At 67.3% G+C, this 15,910-nt stretch carries 16 protein-coding genes; 10 read left to right on the top strand and 6 right to left on the bottom strand.

Translation table 11 applies throughout. The features are described from left to right. Positions 1-10 precede the first annotated feature (10 nt). On the top strand, positions 11-1,567 hold the full coding sequence (gene ubiB / locus AC1RLU_RS20540) for a 2-polyprenylphenol 6-hydroxylase (RefSeq protein WP_492797886.1): 1,557 nt from the start codon (positions 11-13) through the stop codon (positions 1,565-1,567). Between the two features lie 7 nt (positions 1,568-1,574). On the opposite strand, the gene AC1RLU_RS20535 is transcribed toward ubiB, so the two are convergent. After that, the gene (locus AC1RLU_RS20535; RefSeq protein ID WP_492797885.1) at positions 1,575-3,029 is read right to left on the bottom strand and encodes an AMP nucleosidase; all 1,455 of its coding nucleotides are present in this window, start codon (positions 3,027-3,029) and stop codon (positions 1,575-1,577) included. A gap of 154 nt (positions 3,030-3,183) precedes the next feature. Between AC1RLU_RS20535 and AC1RLU_RS20530 the strand changes: the two genes are divergently transcribed. Genes AC1RLU_RS20530 through AC1RLU_RS20515 form a run of 4 tightly spaced genes read left to right on the top strand, consistent with a single transcriptional unit; the run spans position 3,184 to position 5,108 of the window. After that, on the top strand, positions 3,184-3,531 hold the full coding sequence (locus AC1RLU_RS20530) for an ArsR/SmtB family transcription factor (RefSeq protein ID WP_492798216.1): 348 nt from the start codon (positions 3,184-3,186) through the stop codon (positions 3,529-3,531). A gap of 40 nt (positions 3,532-3,571) precedes the next feature. Next, positions 3,572-4,117, top strand: a complete 546-nt coding sequence (locus tag AC1RLU_RS20525) for an SRPBCC family protein (RefSeq protein ID WP_492797883.1) — start codon at positions 3,572-3,574, stop codon at positions 4,115-4,117. A gap of 41 nt (positions 4,118-4,158) precedes the next feature. After that, the gene (locus AC1RLU_RS20520) at positions 4,159-4,641 is read left to right on the top strand and encodes a DUF1579 domain-containing protein (protein ID WP_492797882.1); all 483 of its coding nucleotides are present in this window, start codon (positions 4,159-4,161) and stop codon (positions 4,639-4,641) included. 32 nt (positions 4,642-4,673) lie between these two features. Further along, positions 4,674-5,108 (top strand): VOC family protein, encoded by a 435-nt coding sequence (locus tag AC1RLU_RS20515; RefSeq protein ID WP_142114369.1) that lies wholly within the window; start codon positions 4,674-4,676, stop codon positions 5,106-5,108. Between the two features lie 122 nt (positions 5,109-5,230). On the opposite strand, the gene AC1RLU_RS20510 is transcribed toward AC1RLU_RS20515, so the two are convergent. From AC1RLU_RS20510 to AC1RLU_RS20490, 5 genes are all read right to left on the bottom strand, one after another. Further along, complete coding sequence (locus tag AC1RLU_RS20510; RefSeq protein WP_113586133.1) at positions 5,231-5,986, bottom strand: SDR family NAD(P)-dependent oxidoreductase; 756 nt, start codon at positions 5,984-5,986, stop codon at positions 5,231-5,233. After that, a complete protein-coding gene (locus AC1RLU_RS20505) occupies positions 5,959-6,996 on the bottom strand; it encodes a ketopantoate reductase family protein (RefSeq protein ID WP_492797880.1) in 1,038 nt (345 codons plus the stop codon). The genes AC1RLU_RS20510 and AC1RLU_RS20505 overlap by 28 nt, the downstream gene beginning before the upstream one ends. Further along, positions 6,993-7,940, bottom strand: a complete 948-nt coding sequence (locus AC1RLU_RS20500) for an isoaspartyl peptidase/L-asparaginase (RefSeq protein WP_113586131.1) — start codon at positions 7,938-7,940, stop codon at positions 6,993-6,995. The genes AC1RLU_RS20505 and AC1RLU_RS20500 overlap by 4 nt, the downstream gene beginning before the upstream one ends. Positions 7,941-8,016: 76 nt before the next feature. Continuing rightward, positions 8,017-9,609 carry an ABC transporter substrate-binding protein gene (locus AC1RLU_RS20495; protein WP_142114372.1) on the bottom strand — a complete coding sequence of 531 codons (1,593 nt, stop codon included), beginning with the start codon at positions 9,607-9,609 and terminating at the stop codon, positions 8,017-8,019. Further along, positions 9,606-10,172 (bottom strand): MarR family winged helix-turn-helix transcriptional regulator, encoded by a 567-nt coding sequence (locus tag AC1RLU_RS20490; RefSeq protein ID WP_492797879.1) that lies wholly within the window; start codon positions 10,170-10,172, stop codon positions 9,606-9,608. Before AC1RLU_RS20490 ends, AC1RLU_RS20495 begins: the two co-directional genes overlap by 4 nt. Positions 10,173-10,311: 139 nt before the next feature. Between AC1RLU_RS20490 and AC1RLU_RS20485 the strand changes: the two genes are divergently transcribed. The 5 genes from AC1RLU_RS20485 to AC1RLU_RS20465 are packed head-to-tail and all read left to right on the top strand — an operon-like array spanning position 10,312 to position 15,508. Beyond that, the gene (locus AC1RLU_RS20485) at positions 10,312-11,013 is read left to right on the top strand and encodes a creatininase family protein (protein WP_492797878.1); all 702 of its coding nucleotides are present in this window, start codon (positions 10,312-10,314) and stop codon (positions 11,011-11,013) included. Positions 11,014-11,035: 22 nt separating this feature from the next. Then, positions 11,036-12,010, top strand: a complete 975-nt coding sequence (locus tag AC1RLU_RS20480) for an ABC transporter permease (protein ID WP_492797876.1) — start codon at positions 11,036-11,038, stop codon at positions 12,008-12,010. After that, positions 12,007-12,885, top strand: a complete 879-nt coding sequence (locus AC1RLU_RS20475; RefSeq protein ID WP_492797874.1) for an ABC transporter permease — start codon at positions 12,007-12,009, stop codon at positions 12,883-12,885. Before AC1RLU_RS20480 ends, AC1RLU_RS20475 begins: the two co-directional genes overlap by 4 nt. Then, positions 12,882-14,594, top strand: coding sequence for a dipeptide ABC transporter ATP-binding protein (locus AC1RLU_RS20470; protein WP_492797872.1), 1,713 nt, complete (start codon positions 12,882-12,884; stop codon positions 14,592-14,594). Before AC1RLU_RS20475 ends, AC1RLU_RS20470 begins: the two co-directional genes overlap by 4 nt. A gap of 11 nt (positions 14,595-14,605) precedes the next feature. After that, complete coding sequence (locus tag AC1RLU_RS20465; protein WP_492797870.1) at positions 14,606-15,508, top strand: polysaccharide deacetylase family protein; 903 nt, start codon at positions 14,606-14,608, stop codon at positions 15,506-15,508. Positions 15,509-15,910 lie beyond the last annotated feature (402 nt).

The raw sequence follows: 15,910 nt of genomic DNA, 5'->3' as shown, positions 1-15,910 counted from the left end.
CTCAGGCGGCATGATCTCGTCCTTCTTCCACATGCTGCGCGGCGCGCGCGTCGGCTTCGTGCTGGCGCGCGAGGGTGCGCTGGCGCTGGTCGACCCCTCCGTGCTGCCGCCGCTGGCGCGCGGGCTGATCCGTGTCGGCCGCCTGATCGAGCGGCGCGGCGCCGGCTCCTCCGCCACCCGCCTCGCGGCAGCGATGACCCGGCTCGGTCCCTCCTATGTGAAGTTCGGCCAGTTCCTGGCGACGCGGCCCGATGTCGTCGGCATGAGGATCGCGCAGGATCTCTCGGCCTTGCAGGACCGGATGCCGGCCTTCCCGATGGCGGAAGCGCGCGCCATCGTCGAAGCCGCGCATGGCGGAAAGCTCGAAGACCTTTTCGTCGAATTCAGCGAGCCGGTCGCCGCAGCCTCGATCGCTCAGGTTCATCGCGCCCGCCTGAAGGACGGCCGCGAGGTCGCGGTCAAGATCCTCAGGCCCGGCATCCGCGACCGCTTCAACCGTGATCTCGCCGCGATGCGTTTCGGCGCCGAAACGGCGGAAGCACGCTCGGCGGAGGCGCGGCGGCTGCGCTTCAGCGGCGTGGTCGAGACCCTGGCGCGCTCGGTCGCGATGGAGATGGACCTGCGGCTCGAAGCCGCCGCCCTCTCCGAATTCGCCGAGAATACCAAGGGCGACACCGATTTCCGCGTGCCGGAGCCGGACTGGCAGCTCACGGCGCGGGAGATGCTGGTCGACGAATGGATCGACGGCGTCCGCCTCTCCGATGTCGAGGGCCTGCGTGCCGCCGGCCACGATCTGCCGGAGCTCGCCCGCAACATCATCCAGTCCTTCCTGAAGCATGCGATCCGCGACGGCTTCTTCCATGCCGACATGCATCCCGGAAACCTCTTCGTCGATGCGGAGGGGCGCCTCGTCGCGGTCGATGGCGGCATCATGGGCCGGCTCGGCCTGAAGGAGCGGCGCTTCCTCGCGGAAATCCTGCTCGGCTTCATCACCCGCGACTACACGCGCGTGGCGCAGGTGCATTTCGAGGCGGGCTATGTCCCGGCCCATCACGACGTCGCGGATTTCGCCCAGGCGATCCGCGCGGTCGGCGAACCGATCCATGACAAGAGCGCCGACCAGATCTCGATGGCCAAGGTCCTGACCCTGCTCTTCGAGATTACCGGCATGTTCGACATGGCGACGCGCACCGAGCTCGTCATGCTGCAGAAGACCATGGTGGTGGTCGAGGGCGTGGCGCGCACGCTCGATCCCCATCTCGACATGTGGGGCACGGCCGATCCGGTGGTGCGGAGCTGGATCACCCATAATCTCGGTCCGCTCGGCCGTCTGGAAGAGGCCGGGCGCGGCGCCCGCTCCCTGCTCGGCTCGCTTGCGAGCCTGCCCGACACGGTCATCCGCGCCGAGCGTGTGCTCGGCCAGCTCGAGGATGCCTCGCGTCACGGCTTCTCGCTCGACGAGCGCAGCGTCGAGGCGATCGGTAGGGCGGAGGCCCGGCGCAATCGCTGGGGCAATCTCGCGCTCTGGGTGATTGCGGGGCTGCTGGCCTATGGGGTGTTCGGCTGAGCAGCGCTTACCTAAACGGCGGCTCGTCGAAGCTCCTGAGCTTGCGCGAATGGATCGTGGCGCCCGCTTCCTTGAGCTTCTCCAGCGCATCGAGCCCGATGCGCAGATGCTCGCCGACGGCGCGCTCGTAGAAGGCGTTGGCGGCGCCGGGCAGCTTGATCTCGCCGTGGAGCGGCTTGTCGGAGACGCAGAGCAAGGTGCCGTAGGGCACGCGCAGCCGATACCCTTGCGCCGCGATCGTGCCGGATTCCATGTCGACCGCGATGGCGCGCGACAGGTTGATGCGCCGCCGCTCCTTGGTCCATTGCAATTCCCAGTTGCGGTCGTCCTGGGTCACGACGGTGCCGGTGCGCAGGCGCTGCTTCAGCCGGTCGCCCTTTTCGCCGGTGATGTCGGCCGCCGCTTGCTGGAGCGCGACCTGCACCTCCGCCAGCGCCGGGATCGGGATGTCCGGCGGCACGAGGTCGTCGAGGATGCGGTCCTGCCGGAGATAGGCATGGGCCAGCACATAATCGCCGATGATCTGGGTCTGGCGGAGCCCGCCGCAATGGCCGACCATCAGCCAGCAATTCGGCCGGAGCACCGCGAGATGGTCGGTGATGTTCTTCGCGTTGGAAGGGCCGACGCCGATATTGACCAGCGTCACGCCCTCGCCGCCCTTTCGGATCAGGTGATAGGCCGGCATCTGGAAGCGGTGCCAGGGCGCTGACATCACCCGCTCGGCGGCCGAGACGTCGATCCCGTCCCTGTCGATGCGGATGCCGCCCGGTGCGATCAGCGCCTCGGCCGTGCCGGCCTCGATCTCGGCGAGGCCGAGCCGGACGAACTGGTCGACATAGCGATGGTAGTTGGTCAGCAGCACCCAGGGCTGCACGGCCCGCCAGTCGGTGCCGGTGTAATGCACCAGCCGCCGCAGCGAATAGTCGACCCGGACCGCGTCGAACAGCGAGAGCGGGCGCGGCTCGCCCTCGATCAATTCATAGCTGCCGTCCGCAATCTCGTCTCCGACCAGCGCCAGCAGCGGCGTTGGGAAATGGCGTGCGAGCTCGGCTGCCGTGATCTTGCCGCGCCCCAGCTCGTCGCCGCCTTCGAGCGCGTAGGGGTAGGGGATTTCCTGCGTGCTGACGCCGGTCTCGATGGTCGCGCCGTATTCGGCGACGAGCGGCTTCAACTGGTCGAGCAGATAGGTGCGGAACTCGGCCGGCTGCGTCACCGTGGTCGAATAGATGCCGGGCACCGCGAATTTGGCATAGCCGCGCCGCGTCGCCGCCGGCAGCTTCGAGGGCTCGTAGGTCACGCGCAGCATCGGATAGCGATAGCGCTCCCGGTCCTCGGCCGTCGGCGCCTCGCCGGTGTCGAAGAAGCGCTGCAGGTCGCCGCGCAGGGCCGAGCGCGCCTCGTCATAGAGCCGTTCGAGCCGGTCCACGGCGGCTTCCGGTGTCGCTGCGGTCTCGAAGCTCATGAACCCTCCTTGTATCGCACTGGTTCTAGCCGTGGCGCGCCGCTCCTGACAACAACCGGCGGTGGCCCGCGCCAGCTTGCGGCCCGCATGGTTGACAGGCAGGAGGAATGCAATTAGTAAACCGATCAGTTAATTAACTGATCGGTTTCATATGATGTCGACGGACCCGCTCAGCCTGACCTTCGCAGCCCTCGCCGATCCGACGCGCCGCGCCATCCTGGCCCGGCTGTCGCAAGGCGAGAGTTCGGTGAAGGAACTCGCCGAGCCCTTCGCGATGAGCCTTCCCGCGGTTTCCAAGCACCTGAAGGTGCTGGAGCGTGCTGGGCTGATCACGCGGGGGAAGGAAGCCCAGTGGAGACCTTGCCGGCTCGATCCCGGCCCGCTGCAGGACGTCTCGCAATGGCTGGAGCATTACAGCCGTTTCTGGGACCAGAGCCTGGGGCGGCTGGACGAGATGCTCCGCGCGATCAAGGCGAAACCACCCGATAAATCAGGCGTTTGACGCCGAAGCCATTCCTGCAGCCCCATTTCAGGTGTTCGTCATGCTCAAGACCATTCTTCTCGGCCTGCTCGGCCTTCTCGCGACCGGCGTCGTCGTCGTGCTCATCCTGGCCGCCCGCAAGCCCGATACCTTCCAGGTCACCCGCTCCATCGCGATCAATGCCGCACCCGAGCGCATTTATCCGCTGATCGCCGATTTCCGGGCCTGGAGCGCCTGGTCGCCCTGGGAGAAGAAGGACCCCGCGATGAAGCGCACCTATGGCGGCCCCGAGACCGGCGTTGGCGCGACCTATGCCTGGGCCGGCGACAAGAATGTCGGCGAGGGCAGCATGCGCATCACCGAGGCGCAGGCGTCGGGCAAGCTCGCGCTCAAGCTCGATTTCCTCAAGCCCTTCGAGGCGCATAACGATGTCGTCTTCGCGCTGACGCCACAGAGCCAGGGTACGAACGTGACCTGGATCATGACCGGCCCGACGCCCTTCATCGGCAAGATCATCCACGTCTTCATGGACATGGACCGCATGGTCGGCGGCGATTTCGAGGCCGGACTCAAGGCCATGAAGGCCGCGGCCGAGCGCCCCGCCTGATCCCGATCACCCAGAGAACGAAAAACCAGAGGAGAGAAACCATGATGGGCGAACCGCAGAAGGAGCATGAGTGGCTCCACCAGCTGATCGGTGATTGGACAGCCGAGATGAACTGCTCGATGGGCCCGGATCAGCCGCCATCCTCGTCGAAGGGCACCGAGAGCGTGCGCTCGCTCGGCGGGCTCTGGACGCTCGGCGAGGGGCAGGGTGAGGGGCCTGAGGGCAAGCCGGTCACCAGCCTGATGACGCTCGGCTTCGACCCGGCCAAGGGCCGCTTCGTCGGCAGCTTCGTCGCCTCCATGATGACGATGATGTGGACCTATGACGGCGCGCTCTCGGATGACGGCAAGTCGCTGGTCCTCGACACCGAGGGGCCGAGCATGACCGGCGACGGCTCGATGGCGAAGTATCAGGACATCATCACCTTCCTGTCACCTGACCACCGCACCCTGACCTCGCGTGCGCTTGGGCCCGACGGCCAGTGGGCCGAGTTCATGGCCGCCCAGTATTACCGCAAGCGCTGAACGCTTCCCGTAAGCACGCAGGAGGATACGCGATGAAACTCTCGACCTATCTGATGTTCGAAGGCAATTGCCGCGAGGCCTTCACCCATTACGAGAAGGTGCTGGGCGGCAAGATGCTGGCCATGATGGACCACAAGGGCACGCCGGCCGAGGAGCATGTCGCGCCGGAATGGCGGGACAAGATCCTGCATGCCTGCCTGGAGATTGACGGCCAGATGCTGATGGCCTCCGATGCACCGCCCAATCAGAGCGACGGGCCGATGCGCTCGGTCTCCGTCAGCGTCGGAGTGAAGACGCCCGAGGAGGCCGACCGCATCTTCGCCGGCCTCGCCGAAGGAGCCATCAGGATCGCCATGCCGATGGCCGAGACCTTCTGGTCGCCGCGCTTCGGCATGCTGACCGACCGTTTCGGCACGAGCTGGATGGTCGGTGCCGAGATGCCGGCCGATCAGGCGAATTGCGGGTGAGGCACGGGTGGCGTCATTCTCGGGCTTGACCCGAGAATCTCACCCAGAACAAGGCGCTGGAGCCTCCTTCGGGACGAGATGCTCGGGCCAAGCCCGAGCATGCCGGCGCGCTCCAGCCGTCGCTACGACCGCCCGCCATCCACCGAGAGCACCTGCCCGGAAATCCAGCCGGCCTGCTCGCTCAGGAAGAACAGCGTGGCATTGGCGATATCCTGGGGTGTGCCGAGCCGGCGGGTATGGATGCTCTCGACCAGCTTTTTCTGCCCCTCAGGCCCGTAGCTCTGCCATTGCCGCTCGGTCGCGGGGTTGGAGCGCACGAAGCCCGGCGCCACCGAATTCACCGTGATGCCATGCGGCCCGAACTCCCAGGCGAGCTGCTTCGTCAGGCCGACCAGCGCGTGCTTGGCGCTGGCATAGGCCTGGATGCCGGTGAGGCTTGGCCTCAAGCCCGCGCCCGACGAGATCGTCACGATCCGCCCATAGCCGGCCTGCTTCATCACGGGCGCTGCCGCCTGCGCCAGGAAGAAGGCGGCGTCGACATTGGCAGCGAAGATCACGCGCCAGTCTTCCTCGGAAACCGCCTCGATCGCCCCGCCGACCTGCCCGCGCACGCCGCCGGCAGCATGGACGAGAAGATCGAGCTTGCCATCGGCCGCCACGATCGCGCGTACCAGCGCCTGCGCCGCATCAGGCGAGCCGAGATCGGCCGCGTGCCCGGTCGCGCCGATCTCCTTCGCCGTGGCCTGCACCCCCGCCGCATCGATATCGGCGAGATGGACGCGCGCGCCGGCCTCGGCCAGCGCGACGGCGATCGCGCGCCCGATGCCCTGGGCTGCGCCGGTGACGAGGGCTACGCGGTTGTCGAAGCGGATCTGCATCGGTCGATCAATACCTTGAGCGTCTCGAAGGCCATCGGGCGGCGGCCTTCCTCGATGTCGTGAATCAGCGAGACCAGCGTCTCGATCGCGGGCGTCGCGATGCCGACCTCGCGGCCGAGCGTGGCGATGACGCCGATCTGCGGATCGACTTCGGTCTTCCGCTTGCGCACGGCGAGATCGCGCCAGATGCCGGAATGGGTCTTGGCGGTTTGCGAAGTGTAATGCGCGAGCCAGTTGATCGTTTCGATCTGCGGCCCTTCCGGTCGGCCGGGTGCGAACACCATCGGGTCGAAATCGCCGAAGCCGAGCGAGGTCACGCCACGTCTGGCCGCGACAGCCCCGACCTCGCGTCCGAGCGCGAGCCAGACCGGCAGCCGTTCCGGGTCCGAAAAGTTCGCCGACATCGAATCGTCGGTCAGGGCGGTGGCGAACAGCATCGCGCCATAGGCGAGCTTGCCCCAGAGATAGCCGAAGATGTTGTCGGTCAGGATCGCGTCCGGCTCGAACAGCCTCATCAGCCGGTGCATCTCGACGGCGCGTTCACTGATCGAGCCGTCGAGCTCGCCGACGACCGTCGCACCGCGATTGCCGTAGAGGATTTCGCCCGGCCCGAGCCAGTCGGCACCGAAATTGACGAAGCAGCCCATGGTGCGCTGTTCGCCGACCGCCTTGGCGATGGCGAGTTCGTTCAGGCCGTTCTGCGCGGAGAGCACGAAGCCGTCGTCAGTCAGATGCGGCTTCAACGCAGCGAGCGCAGCTTCCGTCGCGCCAGCCTTCACGGCGAGTACGATGCGGCTGTAGCGGCCGGTCAGTTCACCCGGCGTCGCGGCCGGCACGACCTGCGTAAACTCCTCGACCGGCCCGGAAATGGCGAGCCCGCGCGTGCGGCAGGCCTCGACATGCTCCGGCACGATATCAACGAGCAGAACCGGCACGCCGGCGCGCGCCCAATAGGCACCGAGCGTGCCGCCGATGGCGCCTGCGCCCCAGATCAGGATGGGTTCGCTCACGCCTGCCCCGCCAATTCGACATGGTCGTGGGTCGCGACATGGACGAGCCCGTCCGCCGTCACCCAGCCCCGATACATGCCCTCGGTGTTGTAGGGCGCGACGACCGTGCCGTCGGCACCGACTGCGACCAGGCCGGCGCCGATCCTGTGCTCGGACAGTTCGGCCAGAACCGCGTCCGTCGCCGCTTCCAGCGAGAGGCCCTTATAGGCGATCAGCGACGCGATCTCGTGGCCGACGCAGTAGCGGATGAAATACTCGCCTTTGCCGGTGCCGGAGACGGCGCAGCGCCCGTCGCGGGCATAGGTGCCGGCGCCGATGATCGGGGAATCGCCGACGCGGCCGACCGGCTTGTTGGTGTAGCCGCCGGTCGAGGTCGCGGCGGCGAGATGGCCCTGCGCGTCGCAGGCGACGGCGCCGACCGTGCCATGCTTCTCGGCCTCGCTCGCCTCGGCGGCGGTGCCGACGATCTCGCGCAGCTTCATCGAGGCGAGGTTCTTGCGCCGGCGCTCGGTCGAGAAATGCTCGTTCTCGACGGTGTCGACGCCGTCATGCTCGGCGAAGTCGTCGGCGGCGGGCCCAGCGAGCATCAGCGGGTCGCCGCGCAGCATCAGTGCCTTGGCGGCGCTGATCGGGTTGCGGATGCGCTTGGCCCCGCAGATCGCGCCGGCGGCGAGCGTCGCCCCGTCCATGATCGAGGCGTCGAGCTCGTGCTCGCCCTCGCTGTTGAAGGCCGCGCCATGGCCGGCGTTGAAATGCGGGGAATCCTCCATCACCCGCACGGCCGCCTCGACGGCGTCGACCGCCGCGCCGCCCTTGCTCAGGATCGCCCAGCCGGCGCGGAGCGCACCGGCGAGGTCGGACCGGGCCTGGGCCCATTCGCCCTCCGTCATCTCGGCCTTCGGCAGCGTGCCGCAGCCGCCGTGGATGGCAAGCGCGAGGGTCATATCGGTATCCTGTCGGGTCTTGAAGGCGTGATCCGCCACGGCCGGACAAACGGCCGTGGCGTGGAAGGCGGCCGCGTTACTTCTTAACGGGCTTGATGTCCATCGCGAGGGTGTCCTCGTCGACGCGCGGCGAGATCGTCACCTTGTCCTTCTGCATCGCCCAGGCCGAGCCGATCGAGGTGACGGCGATGCGCGGCCGGTCCTTGGCGACGATCGCCGCGACGTCGGACAGCATCTTGTTGCGCTTCGCCTCGTCCATCTCGACCGAGGCGTCCTCGATCAGCTTGTCGACCTCGGCGTTCTTGTAACCGAGCAGGTTGAAGGCGCCGAGCTTCTTGGCGGGCTCGTTGGAGTGGACCAGCGAGGAGAGGGTGTAGTTGGCCTCGCCGGTCAGCGTGCCCCAGCCCGACATCGCCATCGAGTATTCGGAACGGGCGCGCGCCGGGAAGAAGACGGCCGCGGGCTGGGCGTTCGCCACCACCTCGATGCCGATGCGGGCGAGCATCTGGGCGATCGAGGTGCCGACCTGCCGGTCGCCGGGCAGGCGGTCGCTGGTGAAGGAGAAGGTGACCTTGAACCCGTCGGGATATCCCGCATCCGTCATCAGCTTCTTCGCCTTGACGGTATCCGCCTTGATCGCGGGCAGCTCCTTGTTGAAGCCGGCGATCGTGGGGGTGACCAGCTGGTTCGCGGCGGCGCCGAGCCCTTCCATGGCGATTTCGGCAAGCGCCGGCCGGTTGATGGCGATATCGATCGCCTCGCGCACCCGGACATCCTGCAGCGGGTTCTTCGGCAGGGCTGAGCCATCCTTGGCGGTGATCTGCGGGGGCTTGTCGCGCAGGTCGAGCTCCATGTTGAAGAGGTAGACGGTCTCGACAGTCGCGACGGAAAGCTTCGGGTCGCGCTTCAGCGTCGGCACGTCCGAGGCCGGCGCGCGCACGATGATGTCGACCTGTCCCGCCTTGAGCTGCGCGACGCGGGCCGCATCGTTGGGCAGCTCCTTGCGGACAACCTTGGCCCAGGGCTCCTTCTCGCCCCAGAAGCCGTCGAACCGCTCGAGCAGGAGCTGGTCCTTCGGCGTCCAGGAGACGAATTTGTAGGGTCCGGTGCCGATCGCGGCCTTGCCGGAATTGAAGGCCTCGTTGGCATTGTCCTTGGTCAGGCCGGCCGCCGCCTTGTGCGAGACGATGAAGAGCCGGATGAAGTCGTTCGGCAGGTTCGGCGCCGGGCCGTCGGTAACGACCCTGACGGTCAGCGGATCGACGATCTTCACCTCCTTGACGCGGCGGACATAGATCGTCGTCGGGTTCGGGCCGGCGACGACCGGGATGCGCTCGATCGAGAACTTGACGTCCTCTGCCGTGAAGTCCGAGCCGTCATGGAACTTGACGCCGGGGCGCAGCTTGAACTCCCAGACATCGGGCGAGACCGCCTTCCAGCTCGTCGCCAGCCGCGGCTCGAGCTGCAGCTTGTCGCCGGACCAGATCAGCGTGTCGAAGACCTGCTTCAGCGCTTCGGCATGGGTGCCGGTCGCGGTGTAATGCGGGTCGATCGATTCCGGGCCGGCGCGGACGCCGATGGTCAGGGTCTGGGCAAGCGCGCCGGTCGAGACGGCGGCGCCGAGCAGGGCGGCGAAGGCAGCGAGGCGGAAGCTTTGCGCGAGTTTCATGCGAGATCCCCTGTTGTTTTGTGTGGTTCTGGCTGGAGTTCCTGAGGCCAGGTGGGCGAGGCGATGACGAGCTTGTCCATCAGCACGCAGAGCTGCCGCTGCTCGTCTCCGCTGAGGCCGGCGAGCATCGTCGCCTGGTGCTGGATCATCGGCCCCATGGTCTCGTCGAAGATGTTGCGGCCGGCCGGCGTGAGATGGAGCACGTAGCTGCGCAGGTCGGCCGGATCGGTCTCGCGCTTGAGCAGGCGCCGCTGCAGCAGCTTCTGCACGGCGCGCGAGAGCGTGTTCTTCGGCAGGCCGGAGGAGGCGACGATGTTCTTGGCGGCGACGCCCTCCCTCAAGCCCACCGCATAGAGCGCGACGAATTCGGGGCGCACGAGCCCGTAGCGGGTTTCGATCCAGCGATAGACCGGGTCGTTGAAGCGGAACGCGATGAAGTTCAGCCGGAACGAGAGCCAGCAGGGATTGTCCCAGAGCTTGGTCACGGTCAGCGGGTCGAGATCGGCCAGCGCGGCTTCGCGCTCCGGTTCGACGCGGGAAGGAGAGGTCGGCGCGCGCCGCATCAGGAAATCTCTCGGCGGATTTAGTTCCAAATGGAACTTGACGCTCCCGGACGCCGGAGTCAAGGATGGCTGTGGCGGGCAGCCCGTGCCGCCTGCCGGGATTGTCTACCGCTTGTCAGAGCGAAGCAAGGATCGCGCCGTGCGTGTCGCCGATTTGAACTGGATGCAGATCGAGGCCCAGGCCAAGCGGGACGACCGCTGTGTGCTGCCGCTCGGCAGCGTCGAGCAGCACGCCTATCTGAGCCTCGCGACCGATGTGATCCTGTCCGAGCGCGTGGCGCAGGAGGCGGCCGAACCGCTGGGCATTCCGGTCTTTCCGGTGCTCGCCTATGGCCTGACGCCGGGCTTCCTGAATTTCCCCGGCAGCATCTCGCTGCGCCTGAGCACCTATGCGGCGCTGCTGGGCGACATCTTCGACGGCTTCTACCGCTCCGGCTTCCGCCGCATCGTCCTCGTCAACGGTCATGGCGGCAATTCGCCGGCCCTGAACTTCGCGACCGAATGGCTGGACAAGCACCCCGATGCCAGCATCCGCCTGCATAACTGGTGGGCGGCGCCGCAATTCCAGGCGGCGGTGAAGGCCGTCGACCCGGCCGCCTCGCACGCCTCCTGGATGGAGAACTTCCCCTGGACGCGGCTCGCCGGCGTCGCCATGCCCGAGACGTCGAAGCCGCCCTTCAATGCGGCCGAATATCAGGCGGCGAGCCCGGCGAAGCGTCGCGAGATCCTCGGCGACGGCAATTTCCACGGCCTCTACCAGCGGCCGGACGAGGAGATGCTTGGGCTTTGGCAGGTCGGCGTCGAGGAGACGCGGGCGGTGATGGTCGAGAACTGGCCGTGATGCCGCGCCGAAAGCTTCACCGATGCTAGGCCACGTCGCCAGCCGGCTCGCGCAGGCGCTCGTCGTCATGCTCGTCATGTCGGTGCTGGTCTTCGTCGGCGTCTACGCCATCGGCAACCCGATCGACGTGCTGATCGGGCCCGATGTCAGCCAGGAATTGCGCCTTCAGACCATCGCCCATTACGGACTCGACCGGCCGCTCTGGGAGCAGTACCTGACCTTCCTCGGCCGCGTGCTGCATGGTGATTTCGGCCGCTCCTTCGTCTTCGGCATGCCGGTGATGGACCTGATCCTGTCGCGGCTGCCGGCGACGCTGGAATTGACGCTGGCCGCCGTCTGCGGCGCGGCGCTGATCGGCATTCCCGCTGGAATCTATGCCGGCTACAGGCCGGACAGTTACGCCTCCAAGCTGATCATGACGGTCTCGATCCTCGGCTTTTCCGTGCCCACCTTCTGGATCGGTCTCGTGCTGATCATGGCCTTCGCCGTCGAACTGCAATGGCTTCCGGCGGGCGGGCGCGGCGAGACGGTCTCGCTCTTCGGCGTCGAATGGAGCTTCCTCACTCTGAACGGCTTGAGCCATCTGCTGCTGCCGGCGCTGAATCTGGCTTTCTTCAAGCTCGCTTTGATGACGCGTCTCGCCCGTGCCGGCACGCGCGAGACCATGCTCTCCGACACCGTGAAATTCGCCCGCGCCGCAGGCCTCTCCGAATGGACCGTGTTGCGTCGCCATGTGCTGCGCCTGATCGCGATCCCGCTCGTCACCGTCTTCGGCCTCGAATTCGGCTCCACGCTGGCCTTCGCCGTGGTCACCGAGACGATCTTCTCCTGGCCCGGCATCGGCAAGCTGATCATCGACTCCATCCAGTCGCTCGACCGGCCGGTGATGGTCGCCTACCTGATGCTCGTCGCCTTCGTCTTCATCACCATCAACTTCCTCGTCGATCTCGCCTATGTCGGGCTCGATCCGCGGTTGCGGAAGGGAGGCGCGCGATGAAGGACGCATCCCCCGCCGCTCGCTTCTGGGCCGAGTTCCGCGAAAGCAGAACCGCTGTCATCGCGCTCGCCGTCGTCGTCCTGATGATCGGCATCGCCTTGCTTGCGCCGCTGGTCGCGCCGCAGAATCCTTACGACCTCGCCAATCTCTCGCTCTCCGATGCGCGCCGCCCGCCCGGTTTCGTCGGCGAAGGCGGCTACACCCATTGGCTCGGCACCGATGCGCAGGGGCGCGACCTGCTCTCGGCCATCCTCTACGGCCTGCGCATCTCCCTGCAGATGGGGCTTGTCGCCGGCGCCTTCGCCTTCGTACTCGGTGTCTCGCTCGGTATCGGCGCAGCCTATGCCGGCGGGCGCCGCGAGGCCTTCATCATGCGCGTCATCGACCTGCAGCTCGCCTTCCCGGCGATTCTGCTGGCGCTCGTGCTCTCGGCCTCGCTCGGTCAGGGCAAGATGCAGCTCATCGTCGCGCTCGCCGCTGCGCAATACGCCTATTTCGCCCGCACCGCTCATGGCGCGGCCTCGGCCGAGCGCGGCAAGGACTATGTCGAGGCCGTGCTCTCGACGCCGCTGCCGGGTTGGCGCGTGGTGCTGCGCCACATCTTCCCGAACTGCCTGCCGCCTTTGATCGTGGTCGCGACCGTGCAGGTGGCCAATGCCATTGCGCTGGAGGCGACGCTCTCCTTCCTCGGTGTCGGCCTGCCGGTGACCGAGCCCTCGCTCGGCATGCTGATCGCGAACGGCTTCCAGTACATGCTCTCGGGCCGCTACTGGATCTCGATCTATCCCGGCATCGCGCTGATCGTGCTGATCGTCGCGATCAACCTCGTCGGCGACCGCATCCGCGACCAGGTCAATCCGAGGCTGAAGCGATGAGCGACGCGCCTCTCCTCGAAGTGACCGATCTCACAACCCATTTCCATACCCGTGCCGGTGTGGTGAAGGCGGTCGACGGCGTCTCCTTCGCCCTGAAGCGCGGCGAGGTGATGGGGCTCGTCGGCGAGTCCGGCTCGGGCAAGAGCATCACCGGCTTCTCGATCATCGGCCTGATCGACCCGCCGGGCCGCGTCGAGGCAGGCTCCTCGGTGAAGCTGGAGGGGCGCGAGCTCGTCGGCCTCTCCTCCGCTGAACTGCGAAAAATCCGCGGCAAGCAGATCTCGATGGTCTTCCAGGACCCGATGATGACGCTGAACCCGATGTTGACCATCGGCACGCAGATCAGGCTCGCTCTGGAAGCGCATGAGGCGGTCTCGGGCGCCGAGGCGCGCCGCCGCGCCGTTGCCGCGCTGGCGCAGGTCCGCATTCCCGACGCGGAAGCCAAGGTCGATTTCTACCCGCACCAGTTTTCCGGCGGCATGCGCCAGCGCGTCGCCATCGCGATCGCCCTGCTGCACCGGCCGAAGCTGATCATCTGCGACGAGCCGACGACCGCGCTCGACGTCTCCGTGCAGGCCGAGATTCTTGCCGAGATGAAGGAGCTGGTCGCTGAGCTCGGCACGGCGCTGATCTGGATCAGCCATGACCTCGCCGTCGTCGCTTCGCTCGCCGACCATGTCTGCGTCATGCGCCACGGCAGGATCGTCGAGGCCGGGCCGACGCTCGCGGTGCTGACCCATCCGCAGCATCCCTATACGCAGTCCCTGCTCGACGCCCTGCCCTCGCGTTCCGAACCCGGAAAATTGCTGGCTGGCGGTGTCGGCTCCGACGTCGCGCCGCCGCCGCGCCTCGCCAGACAGGTGCCGCCTGCCGTCGCCGACGCCGTGCACTATGTCCGCATCGAGCATGTCGCCAAGCGCTTCACCCAGACGCCCGGCCTGTTCCGCAAGCTGGCCCAGAAGGCCGGCCTGTCCAAGGCGCCGACCGTGGTGCAGGCGGTCGACGATGTCACGCTGGTGCTGAAGCGCGGCGAGGCGCTCGGCCTCGTCGGCGAATCCGGCTCGGGCAAGTCGACGCTCGGGCGGGTCGCCGCCGGCATCTATGCACCGGATCAGGGTCTCGTCCGCATCGACGGCTCAGCCGTGATGAGCGCGGGCGACAATCCGCATAAGGTCACGACCCGCGTCCAGACCATCTTCCAGGACCCTTTCGCCTCGCTCAACCCGCGCATGACCGTGGGCGACAGCATCGCCGAGGGGCCGCTGGCGCACGGGCTCGTCGAGCGCGCACAGGCGAAGACCTATGTCCGGCAATGGCTGGCGGCGGTCGGGCTCGATCCCGATTTCGCGGCCCGCTATCCGCATCAGTTCTCGGGCGGCCAGCGCCAGCGCGTCGCCATCGCCCGCGCTCTCGCGATGCAGCCCGACGTCGTCGTCTGCGACGAGCCGGTCGCCTCGCTCGACGTTTCGATCCAGGCGCAGATCATCAACCTGCTGATCCGGCTCCGGCAAGAGCTCGACCTGACGCTGATCTTCATTTCGCACGACCTCTCGGTCGTCCGCCATCTCTGCGACCGCGTCGCGATCATGTATCGCGGCCGGATCGTCGAGAGCGGCGCGGCGGGTGAGGTCTACGACCATCCGCAGCACGATTACACCAAGCGCCTGCTTGCCGCGGTGCCGGTGCTGCCGGGCACTGCTACGACCTGAGGAGAACTGCCATGACCGACGCCAACGAACTCCTGCCCTGGCAATGGCCGGAAGAGGTCTGGCGCGGCAAGGTCGAGCAGGTCCGCGCCGGCCGCAACCTGAAGCCGGCCAGGTGGAAGAACGGCGCCCGCTGCGCCGTCGCCCTCTCCTTTGACGTCGATCACGAGACCAACGAACTGCGCGATGGCGGCAAGTCGGTCGGGCGGCTCTCCTGGGGCCAGTACGGCAACCGCGTCGGCGTGCCGCGCATCCTCGATCTGCTGAAGCGGCACGATATCCCGGCGAGCTTTTTCGTGCCCGCCGTCACCGCCCTGCTCTATCCTGAAGAGCAGCGCCGCATCGTCGGTGCCGGCCATGAGATCGGCCTCCACGGCTGGATTCACGAGGTCAACACGGCGGTGCCGGCCGCAAACGAGCGCGAACTGCATCTGCGCTCGGCCGATACGCTGGAGAAGGTCACCGGCATCCGCCCGGTCGGCATGCGCACCCCGTCCTGGGACTTTTCCGAGGTGACGCTTGCGATCGAGCGCGAGCTCGGCCTGCTCTACGACAGCTCGCTCTTCGCCGATGACGATCCCTACGAGATTGTCGAGAAGGGTGAGGCGACCGGCATCGTCGAGCTGCCGGTCGAGTGGATCCGCGACGACGCACCCTATCTCAGCATGAACCGCTTCCAGGCGCTCCGGCCCTATACGTCGCCGGAAGCGGTCTTCGACATCTTCCGCCGCGAGTTCGAGGGCGCCTATGCGGATGGCGGGCTCTTCCTGCTGACCATGCATCCGCATGTCATCACCTATCGCTCGCGCTTCTGGATACTCGAGGAGCTGGTCCGGCTGGCCAAGGCGAAGGGCGATTGCTGGTTCGCGACCCATGCCGAGATCGCGGCCTATGTGAAGGCTGAGGCCGGCATCTAAATCGGCAGGGCGGCGGAACCGCTGCCCGATTCCTGCCGTTTTCGCTTCATCGGGGGTTCAGGCCGGAGGCGGCCTGATATCTGCACGTTGAAACGAACGACGGGAAAAGAAAATGCGCACGAAACGCTGGTTGCTGGTCGGGACCGTCCTGCCGGCCCTCGTCCTTTCGCAAGCCGGGCAGGCCTTCGCCGAGGCCGGATACCGGGTCGCACAGGCCCCCGCCCCCGGAGACAAGGATGATCCGCGCGGGCCGCGGCGCCCGCAGCAGCCAGGCGCACAGCCCGGTCAGCGTGGCCCGGAACGCCCTGCTGCCCCGAGCGCCCCCGCCCAGCCGCATGCGCCGCGCCCGCCGCAGATGCAGCCCGCTCCGGCGGCACCCCGGCCGCAGCCTTCCGTCATGCC

Source organism: Allobosea sp. GW822-FHT05A11, from assembly GCF_058800455.1.
The sequence above is the reverse complement of the archived record's forward strand: the minus strand, read 5'-3'. Positions and strand labels throughout refer to the sequence as shown.